Origin of the sequence: Bacillus sp. J14TS2, from assembly GCF_018333015.1 — a bacterium.
Classification (GTDB): domain Bacteria; phylum Bacillota; class Bacilli; order Bacillales; family Bacillaceae_C; genus Lederbergia.
Genome location: NZ_BORE01000002.1, coordinates 348104 through 366543, shown reverse-complemented (window position 1 = coordinate 366543; position 18440 = coordinate 348104). Strand labels below are relative to the sequence as shown.

Below are 18440 nucleotides of genomic sequence, written 5' to 3'. Positions count from 1 at the left end.
CTATTGCCTAGGGGTGTAGTTGCTAAAACTGCTAACGGTGAAGCCCCCCATTATTGGGTAATACCGTGCCAAGCCTTACCAACTTAGTAAGGAAGGTGTAGAGACTACCGAAAAGGACCGATTGGTTAACTGAGTAGGGTACGTCAGAGGATAGGCTACTGTCGGAAGTGCAAGGCTCTCTAACATAGAGATGAAGAGATAGTCCACACTATAGAAATGGTAAATCTATAGATTATGCCAGAAACAACTCCAGGTGGTAGAGCACTTAAATTCTATTCATCCGTTCGTCTGGAAGTTCGCCGTGCAGAACAACTAAAGCAAGGACAAGACATTGTCGGAAATAGAACGAAAGTAAAAGTTGTGAAAAATAAAGTTGCTCCTCCATTCCGGACCGCCGAAGTAGATATCATGTATGGAGAAGGGATTTCTCGTGAAGGTGAAATTATCGATATGGGTTCAGAGCTCGATATCGTCCAAAAAAGTGGATCTTGGTATTCTTATAATGATGAGAGACTTGGGCAAGGTCGCGAAAATGCCAAACAATTCCTGAAAGAAAATGCAGAATTGAGAACTGAAATCATGCATAAAGTTCGTGACCATCATCAATTGGATGAGGAAAAAACACCCCCTCCAGAAGTAGAGGAAGAAGAACAGAACGAGTTTAGTCTTTTAGAAGAATAAGTTTAAAAGGGAGAAAACAAAGTCCATAACATGAGTGACTTTGTTTTTTTCTTCTATATAGAGCTGAACATTACTTGACATTAAAACGTCACAACTATAAAATTAACATGTATATTTTACATTTTTTTCGCATGCATGAATTTGAGCTTGGCTCAGTATATTGAAACCTATGTAGCAATGTACCAGCCGACATGAAAAAAATTATTTTAATTTAATAGCAAGAGGAGGTGAAAGTATGGATACACCTATTATCATCATCTCCATTTTGCTTGCCCTTATCGTCGGTTTAGTTGTTGGCTATTTCATTTTTAAATTGATTACAGAGGCTAAAATAACAGGTGCTAAAAGTTCTGCTGAGCAGATTTTAGTAGATGCTAAGCGAGATGCGGAAGCATTAAAGAAGGAAGCCTTGTTAGAAGCGAAGGATGAAAATCACCGTCTTCGTACCGAAGCGGAACTTGAACTTCGAGATAGAAGAACCGAATTGCAAAAACAAGAAAAACGATTATTGCAAAAGGAGGAGAACCTCGACCGAAAAGACGAAACTCTTGATAAGCGGGAAAATACGCTTGAAAGGAAAGAGGAGTCTCTTAATGAAAGACAACAACATATTGAAGAGATGGAAAGCAAAGTGGATGAATTGGTCCGTAAACAAGAGGCTGAAATAGAACGGATTTCAGGCTTAACTCGTGAAGAAGCCAAAAACATTATTTTGTCAGATGTAGAAAAAGAATTGGCTCATGAGACGGCTGTTATGATCAAGGAGAGCGAAATGCAAGCAAAAGAAGAGGCTGATAAAAAAGCTAAAAATATTCTTTCACTTGCCATTCAACGTTGTTCAGCTGAACATGTGGCTGAAACAACTGTTTCTGTTGTTAATCTACCAAATGATGAAATGAAAGGGCGAATTATTGGTAGAGAAGGCCGAAATATCAGGACTCTTGAGACATTGACCGGTATTGATTTAATTATCGATGATACACCTGAAGCCGTAATTTTATCAGGGTTTGACCCGATTAGACGAGAAATTGCGCGAATAGCACTTGAAAAACTAGTTCAGGATGGACGAATTCACCCAGCGCGAATTGAAGAAATGGTGGACAAGGCTAGACGTGAAGTAGATGAGCATATTCGTGAAATCGGTGAACAGACAACATTTGAGGTCAGTGTTCACGGTTTGCATCCTGATCTAATCAAAATACTTGGACGTTTGAAATACCGCACTAGTTATGGACAAAATGTTCTTAAGCATTCAATAGAGGTTGCTTTTCTATCAGGATTGCTTGCAGCAGAATTAGGAGAAGACGTAACCCTTGCTCGTCGGGCAGGATTATTGCATGACATTGGAAAAGCAATTGACCATGAGGTGGAAGGTAGCCATGTGGAAATTGGTGTTGAGTTGGCTACAAAGTATAAAGAACATCCAGTTGTGATCAATAGTATTGCATCCCATCATGGGGATACAGAACCAACTTCGACAATTTCCGTATTAGTCGCAGCAGCAGATGCTTTATCAGCCGCTAGACCTGGGGCTAGAAGTGAGACTCTCGAAAATTATATTCGTCGTTTGGAGAAGTTAGAAGAAATTTCCGAGTCTTATGATGGTGTTGAAAAGTCATATGCCATACAAGCCGGAAGAGAAGTTCGCATTATTGTGAAACCCGAACAAATCAATGATCTAGAGTCACATAAACTAGCACGTGATATCCGGAAGCGAATTGAACATGATCTCGATTATCCAGGGCATATTAAAGTAACTGTCATTCGAGAAACACGAGCAGTCGAATATGCGAAATGAAACAAAGCGGGGTGTGATCACTCCGCTTTTCTTATGCGTATAATTTATACTGTGATAAACTGGAACATGTTATACATGTTTAAAGAAGAAAGGGATTTGTATGGAAATTCTATTTATTGGTGATGTCGTTGGCTCACTTGGAAGAGCGATGATTCAAGACTATTTATCAAAGTTGAAAAGGAAATATCGTCCCCATGTAACCATTATTAATGGCGAAAATGCCGCAGGTGGACGAGGGATTACAGAGCAAATTTATAAACAGTTTCTTGAGGCAGGAGCAAATGCTGTTACTTTAGGGAATCATGCCTGGGACAATAAGAATATATTTGAGTTTATTGACAGCGCAAAATATTTAGTGAGACCAGCAAATTTCCCAGATAAGACACCTGGAAAAGGACTGGTGTTTGTTAAAATTAATTCAATTGAAGTAGCCATTATCAATCTTCAAGGAAGAACATTTATGACTCCGCTCGATTGTCCATTTGACAAAGCGGAAGAATTAATTAATATCGCTAAAAAACGCACAAATATCATCTTTGTTGATTTCCATGCTGAGACAACCAGTGAAAAACAAGCAATGGGCTGGTTTCTCGATGGAAAGGTGACAGCTGTAATTGGTACCCATACCCATGTGCAAACCGCTGACCAACGCATTTTGCCTAATGGAACAGCCTATTTAACAGATGTGGGCATGACAGGACCCTATGATGGTATCCTTGGGATGGAAAAAGCGGCAGTTTTACAAAAATTTCGTACTGCTTTACCGGTAAGGTTTGAAGTGCCTAAGAATGGACGAACTCAGTTAAGCGCTTGTGTAGTTAGTCTCAATCAAGAGACTGGAAAAGCTTTAAAGCTCCGTCCTATTCTTATTAATGACGACCATCCATTTTTAGATGAATAATTTTCTTCATTCTCTTGTTCTCTCTTTTGGACAATCTGGAATAGTTCGTAAATTCCCTGAATATAGTAACAGTGATAAAGGGTTACTGCGACCTTTGATTTGTACAATTGTATGGGGAAATGACAAGGAGGAACAAGAAATGGAAATATTAAAAGTTTCAGCTAAATCCAGTCCTAATTCCGTAGCGGGTGCGCTAGCTGGCGTTCTCAGGGAAAGAGGAGGAGCGGAAATCCAAGCGATTGGAGCCGGGGCAATAAATCAGGCAGTGAAGGCAGTAGCAATTGCAAGAGGTTTTGTCGCCCCTGGAGGTGTCGATTTAATTTGTATACCCGCATTTACGGATATCCTGATTGACGGAGAAGAAAGAACAGCGATTAAGTTAATAGTAGAACCGAGATAATACAACATTCATTTTTTACAGATAAAGTGAGACTGCCAGCAGTGGGAGGTTTTCATCCCCATTGCTGGGCAGTGGGACTCGTTAGTGTTCGCTATTCCTATTCAAATTTATGGGCTGTAGTGAAGATTTACGGATGTTTGTATGGAATAAAAAGATTCGTTTGCGATCTAGCCTGCGGATCTTTTTTATTTTCAAAATTGATTTGAAATAGGCTAATGTTGTATTCGAAAATAAAAGACTATATACTAGTAGGGGATGTTCAAAAAGTCCGATAAAAATTATACTTCAGGATGATGGATCTCCTACTAAGTAACGATACGTCCTGTGGAAGTTCGTTGGCTTGTTTTTGTGCCAGAAAAAGCTCTTCCGTTAAAACCATCCACGTCTTGTGGATAACACGGAAGTCAGTACATCCTGTACAAGTCCGCAATCGAAACTACGTCGCCTCGAACTCTTTGATCCTTTTTGAACACGCTATTAGAATAAATGTAAGTTTTATGAGTATTTTTTACATAAAGTTAGAAAGGGGATTTTCATGAACGAGAAACAGCGTTTAGAAAGTCAGCAAGTTCAAAGTCCAAAAAGTAGTGAAGAAAAAGATTATAGCAAGTATTTTCAAACAGTCTATATGCCACCATCTTTAAAAGATGCTCGCAGAAGAGGAAAAGAAGAAATAAAGTATCATGATGATTTTGATATAGATGAACGTTTTAAAGGAATGGGAAATGGTCGTAAATTTTATATCCGAACTTATGGTTGTCAAATGAATGAACATGATACAGAAGTCATGGCAGGAATCTTTATGAATCTCGGTTATCAAGTAACTGAGACCGTAGAAGATGCTGATGTGATTTTAATGAATACTTGTGCAATCAGAGAAAATGCTGAAAACAAAGTGTTTGGTGAATTAGGACATTTAAAACATTTAAAAATGGAGAAACCAGATCTTCTATTAGGTGTATGTGGTTGTATGGCCCAGCAAGAATCTGTCGTCAATCGAATATTAGAAAAACATCCCTTTGTGGATATGATCTTTGGAACGCATAACATCCACCGTCTTCCTGAAATTTTAAATGAGGCATATATGTCGAAGGAAATGGTTGTTGAAGTTTGGTCTAAAGAAGGAGATGTTATTGAAAATCTTCCTAAAGTTAGGGCAGGTAAAATAAAAGCTTGGGTAAATATCATGTATGGCTGTGATAAATTCTGCACCTACTGTATCGTTCCTTATACAAGGGGTAAAGAGAGAAGTAGGAGACCAGAGGATATTATCCAAGAAGTACGTCAACTAGCGGCACATGGGTATCAGGAAATTACTGTGCTTGGCCAAAACGTAAATGCGTACGGGAAGGATTTTGAAGATATCGATTATCGCTTTGGTGATTTAATGGACGATTTGAGAAAAGTCGATATCCCCCGTGTTCGTTTCACAACAAGTCATCCTCGTGATTTTGATGATCATTTAATTGAAGTGCTAGCTAATCAGGGAAATCTTGTTGAGCATATTCATTTACCTGTTCAATCAGGCTCAAGTGCAATGCTAAAAATTATGGGACGTAAGTACACAAGAGAGCAATTTTTAGAGCTTGTTAGAAAGATCAAGCAAGCCATACCAGATGTTTCTCTCTCAACTGATATTATTGTCGGGTTTCCAAATGAAACGGATGAGCAATTCGAAGAAACCATGTCACTTTATCGTGAAGTCGGCTTTGAAACAGCCTACACATTTATCTATTCAGCAAGAGAAGGTACTCCAGCAGCAAAAATGAAAGACAATGTTTCAATGGAAGTAAAGAAAGAGCGACTTCAACGCTTAAATGCTTTAGTAAATGACTTTTCAAGAAAAGCAATGGAAGCTCATAAAGGACAAATTGTTGAAGTATTAGTTGAAGGGGAAAGTAAAAATAACCCAGAGATTCTTTCTGGTTACACAAGGAAAAGTAAGTTAGTGAATTTTAAAGGACCAAAATCAGCAATTGGAAATCTGGTTCAAGTGAAAATTACTGATGCTAAAACATGGTCCTTAAACGGAGAAATGGTTGATGTAAAGGAATCGATTGAGGTGATTTAAGTGGAAAAATATACAAAAGATGATATTTTAATTCGAGCACATGAATTAGCAACAATGATTGCAAACACAGAAGAGGTTGATTTCTTTAAGCGAGCGGAAGCACAAATAAATGAGAATCAAAAAGTCCGTGAAATGATAGCTGGGATCAAAAGTCTCCAAAAACAGGCTGTTAACTTTCAACATTATGGTAAAGAAAAAGCCCTTCATTTAGTGGAAGAGAAATTGGAGAAATTAGAAGCCGAATTAGATGAAATTCCGATTGTTCAAGAATTTAAGCAATCGCAAACAGATGTAAATGATTTATTGCAGATGGTATCATCCGCAATATCGAATAAAGTGACAGATGAAATTCTACTTTCCACTGAGGGTGATTTACTGACAGGGGAAACTGGATCTAAAATAAAGAATAGTCCATCAAGCTGTTAATCTGTAAAATAGAACGGTCTAAAAGAGGCAGGAACATAATTAAGTGTTAAAAACCAAAGACGAACAATGCATTTTCTGCAGCGGGGATATATGCACCCTAGTAGTTCGGTTTTCTTTGGTGGAAATACTTATGTCCTTGCCTCTTTTACTTTTTGGAGATTTCTCCGCGTTTTCCTCAACATTCTTCCTTCCCAACATACAATATCACAGGCACAAAAAGTTTTGGTTCTAGGAAATGAGCACAATCATCTAGGTAAATGCATATGATGAAGGGAAAATGAATGAGGAGGTTCGCTCGAATGGCAGATTACAGAGAAATTATAACAAAAGCAGTAGTTGCGAAAGGGCGTAAATTTACGAAAGCCAATTATACGATTAGCCCACCGCATCATCCTTCGAGCATTTTAGGCTGTTGGATTATCAATCATAAATATGAAGCACGGAAAGTCGGCAAAAAAGAAGTCGAAGTAAGCGGCTCTTTTGATATGAATGTTTGGTATTCCCATCATGATAATACAAAGACATCTGTTGCAACTGAAAGGGTAGAATACAGAGATATACTCAAGTTGCATTACAAAGATCCTGATTGCATGGATGACCGACAAGTTTTAGCAAATGTTTTACAACAGCCTAATTGCGTCGAAGCGGTTATTTCTAAAAAAGGCAATAAAATTCTCGTCACAACCGAACGGGAATTTCAAGTCGATGTCATTGGTGAAACGAAAGTTTGTGTTGAAGTTCATTATGACAAATGCTCAGATGATGATGACTATGATTTGCATGAAGAATTATCTGATAGTGAACTGGAAGACATCAACACGGATTTTCTCACAGCTGATGAAGGAAAAGAGTAAACCGGGAAAAATTTTCCGGTTTTTCTTTTTTGGGTAAATATTCTTTGATGAATTGAAAATTTCCATTAGTGATTGAATAAACCTTGGTATGTTATACTTGTTTGTACATAGTTTTAAGAAGAAAGGAAATCGGTACATAATGGCTCAATATACTCCGATGATACAACAGTATTTAAAAATAAAGGCTGAATATCAAGATGCCTTTTTGTTTTTTCGTTTAGGAGATTTTTATGAAATGTTTTTTGAAGATGCGTTAAAAGCGTCTCAGGTTTTAGAAATCACATTAACAAGTAGAGATGGCGGAGCAGAAGAAAAAATACCGATGTGTGGGGTTCCATATCATGCTGCTACAGGTTATATAGAACAATTAATTGATAAAGGCTATAAAGTAGCCATTTGTGAGCAAACAGAAGATCCGAAGCAAGCAAAAGGTGTTGTACGACGTGAAGTGATTCAATTAATTACCCCTGGTACTGTTATGGATGAGAAAGGGTTAAATGATAAGGAAAATAACTACATTGCGTCGATTCATTGTGATCAGTCTGGAAAATATGCGCTTGCCTATACAGATTTGTCAACAGGAGAATGCAAAGCCTTATTATTGGAGGATTCCTTAGAACGATTATCGCATGAAATAGCTTCAATTGGGGCGAAAGAAATCGTAGTTGATCCGAATTTTGATCAAGAAGAGATTTCCTTCATACAGACACGCTGTCATGTGGTTATTTCTTTTGAAGATCAAGGAACAGAGACTGAAGAATTTCATGAATTAGTGAATCAGCTTCATCATCAACCATTAAAAATGGTTGCGCACCGACTATTACACTATCTAAAAAGATCACAAAAAAGAAGTCTCCACCATTTACAGGCATTTACTGAATATGAATTAAATCAATATATGAAAATTGATTATTTTTCAAAACGGAATCTCGAAATCTCAGAGTCAATCCGTGGAAATAATAATAAAGGCACATTATTATGGCTATTAGATGAAACGGTCACAGCTATGGGCGGTCGTCTATTGCGACAATGGATGGATCGTCCTCTTATTAACGAAATGAAGATTAAACAACGGCTTGATATGGTTGAAACACTATTGGAACATTATTTTGAAAGAGAAGACCTGCGAGATAAATTAACCGGCGTGTATGATTTAGAGCGTCTATCTGGTCGCGTTGCCTTTGGAAATGCAAATGCCCGCGATTTTATTCAATTGAAAAAGTCTTTAATGCAAATCCCAGCTATCAAACAGTTAACGGAACAGTTAGAGCAAGAGTGGGCGGAGGATTTAGCAAATCAGTTAGATCCATGTGAAGATTTAGTCACCTTGTTAGAAAATGCGATTATTGATCAACCCCCGTTAACAATTAAAGAGGGAGGACTTATTAAAGACGGTTTCCATCAAGAACTGGACAAGTATCGAGATGCCAGCCGAAATGGAAAACAATGGCTTGCTCAGTTAGAAAAAGAAGAAAGAGAAAAAACAGGAATAAAATCTTTAAAAGTAGGGTTTAATCGAGTATTCGGTTATTATATTGAAGTGACACGAGCGAATACCCATCTCCTTGAAGATTCACGCTATGAACGGAAACAAACATTAGCCAATTCAGAGAGATATATAACGCCTGAATTAAAAGAAAAAGAAGCACTTATTCTCCAAGCAGAGGAAAAAAGTGTCGATTTAGAATACGAATTATTTCTAAACATAAGGGAAACGGTACAATCTTATATAAAAAGGATTCAACAAACAGCCAAAATCGTTAGTATGTTAGATGTTTTTCAATGTTTTGCAACACTCAGTGAAAAGCGCCATTATACACGTCCCCTTTTCAACTCAAATCGAAACATTGCTATAGAAGAAGGACGACATCCAGTTGTTGAGAAGGTGATGGATTCCAATCATTATGTACCAAATGATTGTTATATGAATGAGCAGAATGAGATGTTTTTAATCACAGGGCCGAATATGTCGGGTAAGAGTACATATATGCGACAAGTTGCCTTGATTGCTCTAATGGCTCAAATTGGTTGTTTTGTTCCAGCTAAATCCGTTGAGTTACCAATCTTTGATCAGATATTTACGCGGATTGGAGCGGCGGATGACTTAATCTCAGGACAAAGTACGTTTATGGTTGAGATGCTTGAAGCGAAAAATGCTCTCATGCATGCGACAAATGATAGTTTAATCCTGTTCGATGAAATAGGACGTGGAACGTCTACCTATGATGGAATGGCTTTGGCACAAGCAATTATTGAATATATCCATGAAAACATCGGAGCTAAAACACTTTTTTCAACCCATTATCATGAATTAACGGTCTTGGAAGAAGCGTTAGCCAAATTAAGTAATGTACATGTTAGTGCCATTGAGCAACAAGGAAAACTTGTTTTTCTTCATAAAGTAAAGAAAGGGGCAGCGGATAAAAGCTATGGTATTCATGTTGCAGAATTAGCGGAACTTCCGGCAAGCCTTATTAAACGAGCGAATGAAGTATTAGCTGAATTGGAAAAATCAGCTAGAGATTCCCGGCTTGAAACAGCCGTATCAATGGATGAAGAAAATGACAAAGTTCAAGAACAGCTCACATTGTTTGAACCACCAAAACCAAATCAAACTCGTACTTCAGATCACAAAGTGTTAGAGAAAATCCGCAACATCGATATTTTAGAATTAAACCCGATGCAAGCGATGAATTTACTCTATGAGCTTAAAAAACAAGTTAAATAGGAAGTTCAAAAATAAGGATCAAAGGCTAAATTCGCGACATTCTGTCGCAACGCCTTTGTGACCTGCGTCTTGCAGGCCTCCGATAAAAATGACACTGAGGATATTTGACTAACTTCCGATACGTCCTATGTCGAAGTCAGCACAATATGCGAAAGTCCGACTTAAACTTTCTGACCTACAGGATGTAGTAGTGTCGGACGTTTGCGATTGACATCCGACTTGTGCCTTTTTATCGCCTTTTTGAACATACACTTAATTATAAAGAATGAAAGGTGGGAATCATGGTGTCTGAAATTATTGAATTAGATGATTACCTTTCGAATAAAATTGCTGCAGGAGAGGTAGTAGAACGTCCTGCCTCTGTTGTAAAAGAATTGATAGAAAATGCGATTGATGCCCGTAGTACGATCATTGAAATTGATGTGGAAGAAGCAGGCCTGGGGAAAATTCGGGTTTTAGATAATGGTGAAGGCATTGATGAAGAAGATGTCCTAAGAGCATTTAAACGACATGCCACAAGTAAGATTAAAGATGAAAATGATCTGTTTCGAATTCGCACATTAGGATTTAGGGGAGAGGCTCTCCCAAGTATCGCTTCAGTTTCCATGGTTGAACTAACCTCGGCTAAAGCCGGAAAACCTGGTACAAAAGTCTGTTTAGAGGCGGGGAAATTACTTCGTCAAGAAAAGTCATCCGCTCGTGTTGGGACAGAGCTAACGGTTTCTGGATTGTTTTTTAACACACCTGCTCGTTTAAAATATATGAAGTCCATTCATACGGAAATTGGTCATATTTCTGATATTGTCAATCGCTTAGCCCTTGCTCATCCGGAAATTTCCTTCCGACTTCGCCATAATGATAGAGAGTTATTAAGAACAAATGGAAATGGTGATATTCGGCAAGTGTTAGCGGCTATTTATGGAATGAATATCGCCAGAAAAATGATTCCAATTACAGCACAATCGCTTGATTTTACACTGAGTGGTTGGATAGCATTACCAGAAATCACGCGGGCCTCTCGAAATTATATTTCAACGATGGTCAATGGCCGGTTTATCAAGAATTATTCGTTAGTGAATGCGATTATGAATGGATACCATACTTTATTACCAATCAATCGTCATCCTATTGTTTTATTATCTATAGAGATGGATCCGATATTAGTAGATGTCAATGTTCACCCGGCTAAAATGACTGTTCGCCTTAGTAAAGAAGCTGAGCTTGAACAGTTAATTTCAACCACGATCAAGCAAGCATTCCAACAACAAGAGTTAATTCCAGAAGGAAATATAGCAAAAAGAAGTGAACAGAAATCGGAGCAAACTTATCTGTATCTTGAAGAAAATAAACCAGCTAAACCACTATTTTCAAAGAGTGAGGAGCATTCGATAAGCGAGCCGCCTATCCCACATACGGATACATTAGTGCCAGATGAAACAGCAAACGAATATAAGCCGGAGATTGAAGAACAGCCGACAGGCTTTGTCGCTAAAGAAGCTGTTACAATAATGGATCCGAATATTGAAAAGAAAAGAGAGGTAGCATCTGATCGAATCCCACCTTTATATGCGATTGGCCAATTGCATGGTACCTATATTTTAGCGCAAAATGATCGAGGTTTTTATATGATCGATCAACACGCAGCCCAAGAGCGTATAAAATATGAGTATTTCCGTGAAAAGGTGGGAGAAGTGACTAATGAACTCCAAGAAATGCTCGTTCCTTTAACATTGGAATTTTCGACAGATGAATATATTAAAATAGAAGAATATAAGAATGAACTAGAAACAGTCGGGATTTTTTTAGAAGATTTTGGGACGAATAGTTTTATTGTTCGCTCGCACCCGAACTGGTTTCCGAAGGGCTATGAAAAAGAAACGATTGAGGATCTCATTGAGCAACTTCTTGCGATGAAAAAGATGAATATTAAGACCTTATTAGAGGAAGCAGCGATTATGATGAGTTGTAAAGGATCAATAAAAGCAAATCGTTTTTTAAGACAAGATGAAATTCAAGCTTTACTTCAGGAATTGCGTCACACCGAAGATCCTTTCACATGCCCACATGGCAGGCCGATTATCGTTCATTTTTCAACGTACGAAATAGAAAAAATGTTTAAAAGAATTATGTAAGAGGATGTTCAAAAAGTCCGGTAAAAATGACACTGCGAGATACAAGATCTTCGACTAAGTACCGACATGTCCTGTGTCGAACGTCGAAGTCCCACTTCGTGTGGAAGCTCGTTGGCTTGTTTTTCCGCTGCTCATGTATCAGGTGATGTGATAAGGATCTTCCGTTAAAACCGCCCACGTCCTGTGGGCAACACGGAAGTCAGTACATCCTGTACAAGTCCACTGCTCGAAACTATGTCGCCTCGAACTTTCGACGTACAGGATGTACTAGTGTCGGTGTTGCTGACAGGACGTCAGCGCCTTTAGCCGACTTGGTCTTTTTATCCTCCTTCTTGAACACGCACTGTAAGATAATTGTCAAATGTTACACGGATTAAAAATATAGAGTACGATACAATAGAAATAACATTCAGGTTAACAGATAGGAGTAATGATAAAAGTGTATACATTCCTGATTATTGCTGTTATTGTTGTATTCATAATTGCTCTCGTTGGTACTTTATTAGTTGGCAAAGAAGTAAGTACCAAGCAAAAACAATACGAAGTAGAAGGCGATTCACTCAAAGAAGAGATTGCTAGATCTCATGAATATGAGACAAAGTCATTAAAAACAAATATAAAATCATTAACATGGATTTATATCGGCTTAACAGTGCTTGTAATAGCGACTGCGATTGGCATTATAATTTCGTTTTAAATAAAACCATCTGGACTATACCTCCAGATGGTTTTATTTTATAGTGTATCATAATATTATTATGTAAACTTAAAAACAGAAATGACCATAATACTATAAGCCCGTTAGCAAGATATGGTATTATTTAAAAAATGATGTTTTGAGAAAGCAGTGAATGAAATTGTCAAGCAGACAGAAGGAAAAGGTTGTTTCCGTCATTGGACCAACCGCTGTAGGGAAAACAGAATTAAGTCTACAAATTGCTAAAAGATTTAATGGGGAAATTATTAGTGGCGATTCAATGCAAATTTATAAAGGGATGGATATTGGAACAGCAAAAATTAAACCTAGCGAAATGCAAGGAGTGCCTCATCATCTTTTAAGTTTTAAAGATCCACGAGAGACATTTTCGGTAGCAGAATATCAAAAAGTTGTCAGAGAAAAAATTAAAGAGGTACAGAGTAGAGGGCATTTACCTATTCTTGTTGGAGGAACGGGACTATATATTCAATCCGTCTTATATGACTATCAATTTTCCGATGCACCTGCTGATCCATCCTTTAGGGAGAGGATGGAGGAAAAAGTTCAGTCAGGAGAAGCAATGAATTTATATAATCAGTTAGAAGCTGTTGACCCTGATGCTGCAGACAAAATCCATCCAAATAATCATCGCCGCGTCATAAGAGCGTTGGAAATCTTTCATTGTACAGGAAAAACAATGACTGAATTCCAAAAAAAGCAACAAAATATTCCTTTATATCAAGATGTAGTAATTGGATTAACAATGGATAGAGAAACATTATATCAACGAATTGATCACAGAGTTGATATAATGATGGAGGAAGGACTTGTTCAAGAGGTAAGCGATCTGATGAACAATGGCCTTCATCGTGAACACCAATCCATGAAGGCAATCGGCTATAAAGAAATCGCTGATTATCTTGAAAAAAGAACTTCTTATGAAGAAGCTCTTACTTTACTTAAAAAGAATTCCCGTCATTACGCTAAGCGTCAATTAACATGGTTTAGAAATAAAATGGAGGCAGAATGGTTTGATTTAACAGATCAAAGGGAAGACTGGAAAAAAATAGCCGAAATTATCGATTTTATAGCAGGAAAGCTTGAATTAAAATCGAATAATTAAATATAGAGATAAATTAGGAGGCCATTTAATGAAATCATCAGTCAATATTCAAGATCAATTTTTGAATCAACTTCGAAAGGAAGCAATCCCAGTTACTTTATTTCTACTAAATGGATTTCAACTTCGCGGAAATGTTAAGGGATTTGATAATTTTACAGTACTATTTGAATCAGAAGGAAAGCAACAATTGGTGTTTAAACATGCTATCTCAACTTTTTCACCCCAACGTAATATTCAAATTAAATTAGAAGAATAAACTGTTTAAAGAAAGCTGTTTGCAATAGGTTCCTTATAAAATAAGGATTCTGTTATAAACGGCTTTCTTTTTATCCTGCATTATCGACCAGTAAAGTTCTCACTTAGTAGGTCAAGTGTACTGAATATCTCACACACATAAGAATTCATTCGTACGTATTTTAGCATTTCCCGTTTTCCACAGTAATGGCTGCGATTAAGGTTGAATATACTGAAATAATCCTTTTTAAAAAGATAAAAACTTATAAATTTTAGCTAATGCTGGATATAGCCCCAGCTCTTAGCCCCGAGAAGCTCACAGGATGTCCTTACCCTTGCAGGATAACTAGTGCAGACGAAGGTGCTAGGACATCTCTGTTTGAGTCTGCCGCCGGGACGTCACGAACTTAGCCGATGTTCTTACATCAAGGCGCTTGCGCTTTTGTTCTTGTTAAGGAAACTATAAAATTCTTGGCTTGTGGATAACTGCTTACCTTGTGGTTGGTGTCTAGCTCCAGGCGCCATCGGCTCGAGGTCAAATAACCTGAGCCAATGAAAGGCAAAGAACGCCTTTCTTTGTCTCAGAACATTTGCTTGTCGCCGATAGGCGGGCGCCTTGCGCTTTTCTTGACTGAACTGGGCACAAAATTGCAGCTTTGGGCGTATACTGTTTTTAATGTGAGGTGATGAGGATGAGTGAACCGATTAGAATGAAAAATAATGGACAGATCAGTATTATGCTGAATGTGAATAATAGAGAAAAGAAACCTGATTTGCAAAAGAGCATATCACCAAAACCTTTATCACAAGAACATGCGATCCTGAAAGAGATTGAAAAAGAAATGAATACCCTTGTTGGAATGACACAAATAAAAAAAATGATGAAAGAAGTATATGCCTGGATCTATATAAATAAAAGACGAGAAGAAGCAGGATTAAAACCCGGGCAGCAAGTTTTGCACATGATGTTTAAAGGTAATCCAGGTACAGGGAAAACAACTGTTGCCCGATTGATCGGAAAGCTATTTCAAAAAATGGATATTTTGCCTAAGGGACATCTGATTGAAGCTGAAAGAGCCGATTTAGTGGGAGAATATATTGGTCATACTGCTCAAAAAACACGTGATTTAATCAAGAAAGCAACAGGAGGAGTTTTATTTATTGATGAAGCTTATTCATTAGGACGTGGCGGAGAAAAAGATTTCGGAAAAGAAGCGATTGATACATTAGTGAAGCATATGGAAGATAAGCAAAATGAATTTATTCTTATTTTAGCGGGATACTCCCAAGAAATGGATTATTTTCTTAGTTTGAATCCTGGCCTCCATTCTCGCTTTCCGCTCGTTTTTCATTTTCCAGACTATACGGCTAATGAATTAATGGATATCGGGCGTCGGATGGTGGGAGAGAAGGAATATATTTTAAGCAAAGAAGCAGAGGCAAAATTGAAGGACCACTTGCTTTATGTGAAAGGCATAAAGGGGGAGCATTTTTCAAATGGGCGTTATGTTCGCAACCAAATCGAAAAAGCAATTCGCTCACAAGCGATGCGACTTTTAAGTGAATCACATTTAGATAAAAATAGATTAGCAACCTTGATGAGCGAAGATTTTAATTTCTCTAAATAGGGTTGAAAATACTGTCCTTATGGCCAGCACTTGGCTATAAGACAGTTTAGAAATTTGTTATGTACAAGTATACATACACTAATAAGACGTTATTTGGAAAACGCTAAATTCGTCTTTAAAATCGCTTTTTGTTATGATAAAAATATGGCATATGAGGAAAAGAGGGAAACATTTGCAGATACCCGATAAAGAGAAGGTTATTATCGTTGGAAGCCAGACGATTGATTCCAATTTACATTTTCACTACTCCATGTCTGAGCTTGAGTCACTAGTTTCGACTGCGCGGGGGAATACCATTGCTTCATTGACTCAGAAACAGGAAAAAATCCATCCTTCTACTTATATTGGAAAGGGAAAATTGGAAGAACTGCAGCATTTAGAGGAAGAACTTGAACCAGATTTAATTATTTTTAATGATGAGCTTTCTCCAAGTCAGCAACGAAATCTCCAAGAAAAACTTATGGCAAAAGTGCTAGATCGTCCCCAATTAATATTGGATATCTTTGCACAACGAGCCCGATCGAAAGAAGGGAAATTACAAGTTGAGCTTGCCCAACTTCAATATCTTTTACCAAGATTAGCTGGACAGGGTGTTCTTCTCTCACGCTTAGGTGGCGGGATTGGAACAAGAGGACCAGGTGAAACAAAGCTAGAGTCAGACAGACGGCATATTCGTCGTAGAATTGATGAGATAAAAAAGCAATTACAAGTTGTCGTTCATCATCGTGAACGTTATCGTGAGAGAAGACGACGTAATCGAGCCTTTCAAATTGCCCTTGTTGGCTATACAAATGCTGGAAAATCCACGTTATTCAATAGATTATCCACTGCACAGGCATTTGAAGAAAATCAATTATTTGCAACCCTTGATCCCTTAACAAGAAAATTGGTCCTGCCTAGTGGATATAGCGCAATCCTTACGGACACAGTGGGATTTATCCAAGATCTTCCCACAACGTTAATTGCTGCGTTTCGTTCAACCTTGGAGGAAGTGCGAGATGCTGATCTTTTACTTCATGTAGTAGACAGTTCAAACCCTGATTATGAAAATCATGAGCATACTGTCCAACATTTATTAAAAGAGTTAGAAATGGATCATTTGCCCCAATTAACCGTTTATAATAAATCGGATCAAATTACCCAAGAGTTTGTCCCTCAAACAGGTGAGCATTTAATTATGAGTGCTTTGAATGATAGCGACCGTCAAAAATTAAAACAAATCATTGAAAAAATGGCCACCGAAAATATGGATTATTATCAAGTCATCGTTCCATCAAATGAAGGAAGACTTTTGTCCGTTTTGAAAAACGACACCATATTACGAGAATTTAAGTTTTTAGAAGAGGAACAATCCTATAAATGTAAAGGATATGTGCTGGAAGATCATCCCGTTAAGGCGGCGTTGGAATTATACGGAGATTAAAGGGAGTTAGAAAGAGAATGAATGTAGTACTGAAGCAGATGATTGAAAATATTGAAGAACAAATTTTACCAATCCATAGAAAAATTGATCAGGTGATTGAGGTAAACCAACAACGAGTGTTGGAAAGCTTTCAGAAACATCGGGTCAGCGAAATACATTTTACTCCTTCTACTGGATACGGGTATGGTGATATGGGGCGAGAAGTGTTAGAAGCTGTGTATGCTGATGTGTTTGGCGGAGAAGCGGGATTGGTTCGTCCGCAGATTATTTCTGGAACACATGCTATTTCTATTTCGCTATTTGCGATGCTCAGACCAGGTGATGAATTATTATATATAACTGGAAAGCCGTATGATACCCTGGAAGAGGTAGTTGGTTTAAGAGGGCATGACAATGGCTCGTTAAAAGAATATAATATTAGCTATAATTGTGTAGATTTATGTGAAGATGGTTCTGCTGATTATGAGGCGATACAAAACGCGATTAAACCAAATACAAAGATGATTGGCATTCAGCGTTCTAAAGGATATGGTGATCGACCTTCATTTACCATATCGGAAATGAAGGCGATGATTGAGTTTGTAAAAGAAATAAAATCAGACTTGATTGTATTTGTGGATAATTGTTATGGTGAATTTGTTGAAGAATTAGAGCCTTGTCATATTGGGGCAGATTTAATGGCAGGTTCCTTAATCAAGAATCCCGGAGGCGGCATTGTAAAAACGGGCGGTTATATAGTGGGAAAGACACAATTTGTTGAGATGTGTGCTTATCGAATGACCTCACCGGGCATTGGACTAGAAGCAGGGGCTTCTCTCTATAGTTTACTTGAAATGTATCAGGGTTTCTTTTTGGCTCCTCATATTACAGGTCAAGCGTTAAAGGGAGCTGTTTTTACATCAGCTCTACTGGAAAAAGTTGGCCTACAAACATCACCGAAATGGAATGCCGAGCGAACAGATTTAATCCAATCTGTCCAATTTAATCATAAAGAAATGATGATCGCATTTTGTCAAGAAATCCAGGCGGCCTCTCCTGTCGATTCCTTTGTAACACCTTACCCAAGTTCAATGCCTGGTTATGAGCATGAAGTGATCATGGCTGCTGGGACCTTTATTCAAGGGGCAAGTATCGAGCTATCTGCTGATGGCCCTATTAGGCCCCCTTACACAGCGTATATTCAAGGGGGATTAACATATGCCCATGTAAAAATAGCTGTAACAAAAGCGTTAAATTGTTTACTAGAAAAAGGTTTAATCGATATAAGATAAGTGAATATAAATAGGTAGATAAATTTATCCTTTATTTTTTAGGGGAAATTTTATAAAATCTTAGGTGCATATA

Annotated in this window: 14 protein-coding genes and 1 pseudogene; all 15 read left to right on the top strand. The window is 37.8% G+C overall.

Features of this window, described 5'->3' with window-relative positions; translation table 11 throughout:
* Window positions 1-237: 237 nt before the first annotated feature.
* Window positions 238-681: pseudogene (locus tag KI375_RS04310) on the top strand (recombinase RecA family protein); the annotation flags it as partial.
* A 235-nt stretch (window positions 682-916) separates the two neighbouring features.
* Window positions 917-2479, top strand: coding sequence for a ribonuclease Y (gene rny / locus KI375_RS04305; RefSeq protein WP_207449815.1), 1563 nt, complete (start codon window positions 917-919; stop codon window positions 2477-2479).
* Between the two features lie 100 nt (window positions 2480-2579).
* Window positions 2580-3380, top strand: a complete 801-nt coding sequence (locus tag KI375_RS04300) for a TIGR00282 family metallophosphoesterase (protein ID WP_212972304.1) — start codon at window positions 2580-2582, stop codon at window positions 3378-3380.
* Window positions 3381-3519: 139 nt separating this feature from the next.
* A complete protein-coding gene (gene spoVS, locus KI375_RS04295; RefSeq protein WP_207449813.1) occupies window positions 3520-3780 on the top strand; it encodes a stage V sporulation protein S in 261 nt (86 codons plus the stop codon).
* Window positions 3781-4315: 535 nt separating this feature from the next.
* Window positions 4316-5851, top strand: a complete 1536-nt coding sequence (gene miaB, locus KI375_RS04290; protein WP_212972303.1) for a tRNA (N6-isopentenyl adenosine(37)-C2)-methylthiotransferase MiaB — start codon at window positions 4316-4318, stop codon at window positions 5849-5851.
* Window positions 5852-6277, top strand: coding sequence for a YlbF/YmcA family competence regulator (locus KI375_RS04285; protein ID WP_207449811.1), 426 nt, complete (start codon window positions 5852-5854; stop codon window positions 6275-6277).
* A gap of 299 nt (window positions 6278-6576) precedes the next feature.
* On the top strand, window positions 6577-7131 hold the full coding sequence (gene cotE / locus KI375_RS04280) for an outer spore coat protein CotE (RefSeq protein ID WP_212972302.1): 555 nt from the start codon (window positions 6577-6579) through the stop codon (window positions 7129-7131).
* A gap of 139 nt (window positions 7132-7270) precedes the next feature.
* The gene (gene mutS / locus KI375_RS04275; RefSeq protein ID WP_212972301.1) at window positions 7271-9859 is read left to right on the top strand and encodes a DNA mismatch repair protein MutS; all 2589 of its coding nucleotides are present in this window, start codon (window positions 7271-7273) and stop codon (window positions 9857-9859) included.
* 284 nt (window positions 9860-10143) lie between these two features.
* Entirely contained in the window at window positions 10144-11991 is a 1848-nt protein-coding gene (mutL, locus tag KI375_RS04270; RefSeq protein WP_212972300.1) for a DNA mismatch repair endonuclease MutL, read from the top strand.
* A 439-nt stretch (window positions 11992-12430) separates the two neighbouring features.
* A complete protein-coding gene (locus KI375_RS04265; RefSeq protein ID WP_212972299.1) occupies window positions 12431-12688 on the top strand; it encodes a hypothetical protein in 258 nt (85 codons plus the stop codon).
* Between the two features lie 154 nt (window positions 12689-12842).
* On the top strand, window positions 12843-13811 hold the full coding sequence (gene miaA, locus KI375_RS04260) for a tRNA (adenosine(37)-N6)-dimethylallyltransferase MiaA (protein ID WP_212972298.1): 969 nt from the start codon (window positions 12843-12845) through the stop codon (window positions 13809-13811).
* 28 nt (window positions 13812-13839) lie between these two features.
* Window positions 13840-14067 carry an RNA chaperone Hfq gene (gene hfq / locus KI375_RS04255; RefSeq protein ID WP_207449803.1) on the top strand — a complete coding sequence of 76 codons (228 nt, stop codon included), beginning with the start codon at window positions 13840-13842 and terminating at the stop codon, window positions 14065-14067.
* A gap of 670 nt (window positions 14068-14737) precedes the next feature.
* Window positions 14738-15673: a stage V sporulation protein K gene (gene spoVK / locus KI375_RS04250; protein WP_212972297.1), complete on the top strand. Its 936-nt coding sequence runs from the start codon at window positions 14738-14740 to the stop codon at window positions 15671-15673.
* A 172-nt stretch (window positions 15674-15845) separates the two neighbouring features.
* Window positions 15846-17096 carry a GTPase HflX gene (hflX, locus tag KI375_RS04245; protein WP_244852264.1) on the top strand — a complete coding sequence of 417 codons (1251 nt, stop codon included), beginning with the start codon at window positions 15846-15848 and terminating at the stop codon, window positions 17094-17096.
* A 38-nt stretch (window positions 17097-17134) separates the two neighbouring features.
* Window positions 17135-18367 (top strand): methionine gamma-lyase family protein, encoded by a 1233-nt coding sequence (locus tag KI375_RS04240; RefSeq protein WP_374706801.1) that lies wholly within the window; start codon window positions 17135-17137, stop codon window positions 18365-18367.
* The last annotated feature ends 73 nt before the right edge of the window (window positions 18368-18440 follow it).

Bases quoted from the DNA above. Each gene is read 5' to 3' on its own strand.
- rny (WP_207449815.1), top strand. From the start codon at position 917: ATGGATACACCTATTATCATCATCTCCATTTTGCTTGCCCTTATCGTC.
- KI375_RS04300 (WP_212972304.1), top strand. From the start codon at position 2,580: ATGGAAATTCTATTTATTGGTGATGTCGTTGGCTCACTTGGAAGAGCG.
- spoVS (WP_207449813.1), top strand. From the start codon at position 3,520: ATGGAAATATTAAAAGTTTCAGCTAAATCCAGTCCTAATTCCGTAGCG.
- miaB (WP_212972303.1), top strand. From the start codon at position 4,316: ATGAACGAGAAACAGCGTTTAGAAAGTCAGCAAGTTCAAAGTCCAAAA.
- cotE (WP_212972302.1), top strand. From the start codon at position 6,577: ATGGCAGATTACAGAGAAATTATAACAAAAGCAGTAGTTGCGAAAGGG.
- mutS (WP_212972301.1), top strand. From the start codon at position 7,271: ATGGCTCAATATACTCCGATGATACAACAGTATTTAAAAATAAAGGCT.
- miaA (WP_212972298.1), top strand. From the start codon at position 12,843: ATGAAATTGTCAAGCAGACAGAAGGAAAAGGTTGTTTCCGTCATTGGA.
- hfq (WP_207449803.1), top strand. From the start codon at position 13,840: ATGAAATCATCAGTCAATATTCAAGATCAATTTTTGAATCAACTTCGA.
- spoVK (WP_212972297.1), top strand. From the start codon at position 14,738: ATGAGTGAACCGATTAGAATGAAAAATAATGGACAGATCAGTATTATG.
- KI375_RS04240 (WP_374706801.1), top strand. From the start codon at position 17,135: ATGATTGAAAATATTGAAGAACAAATTTTACCAATCCATAGAAAAATT.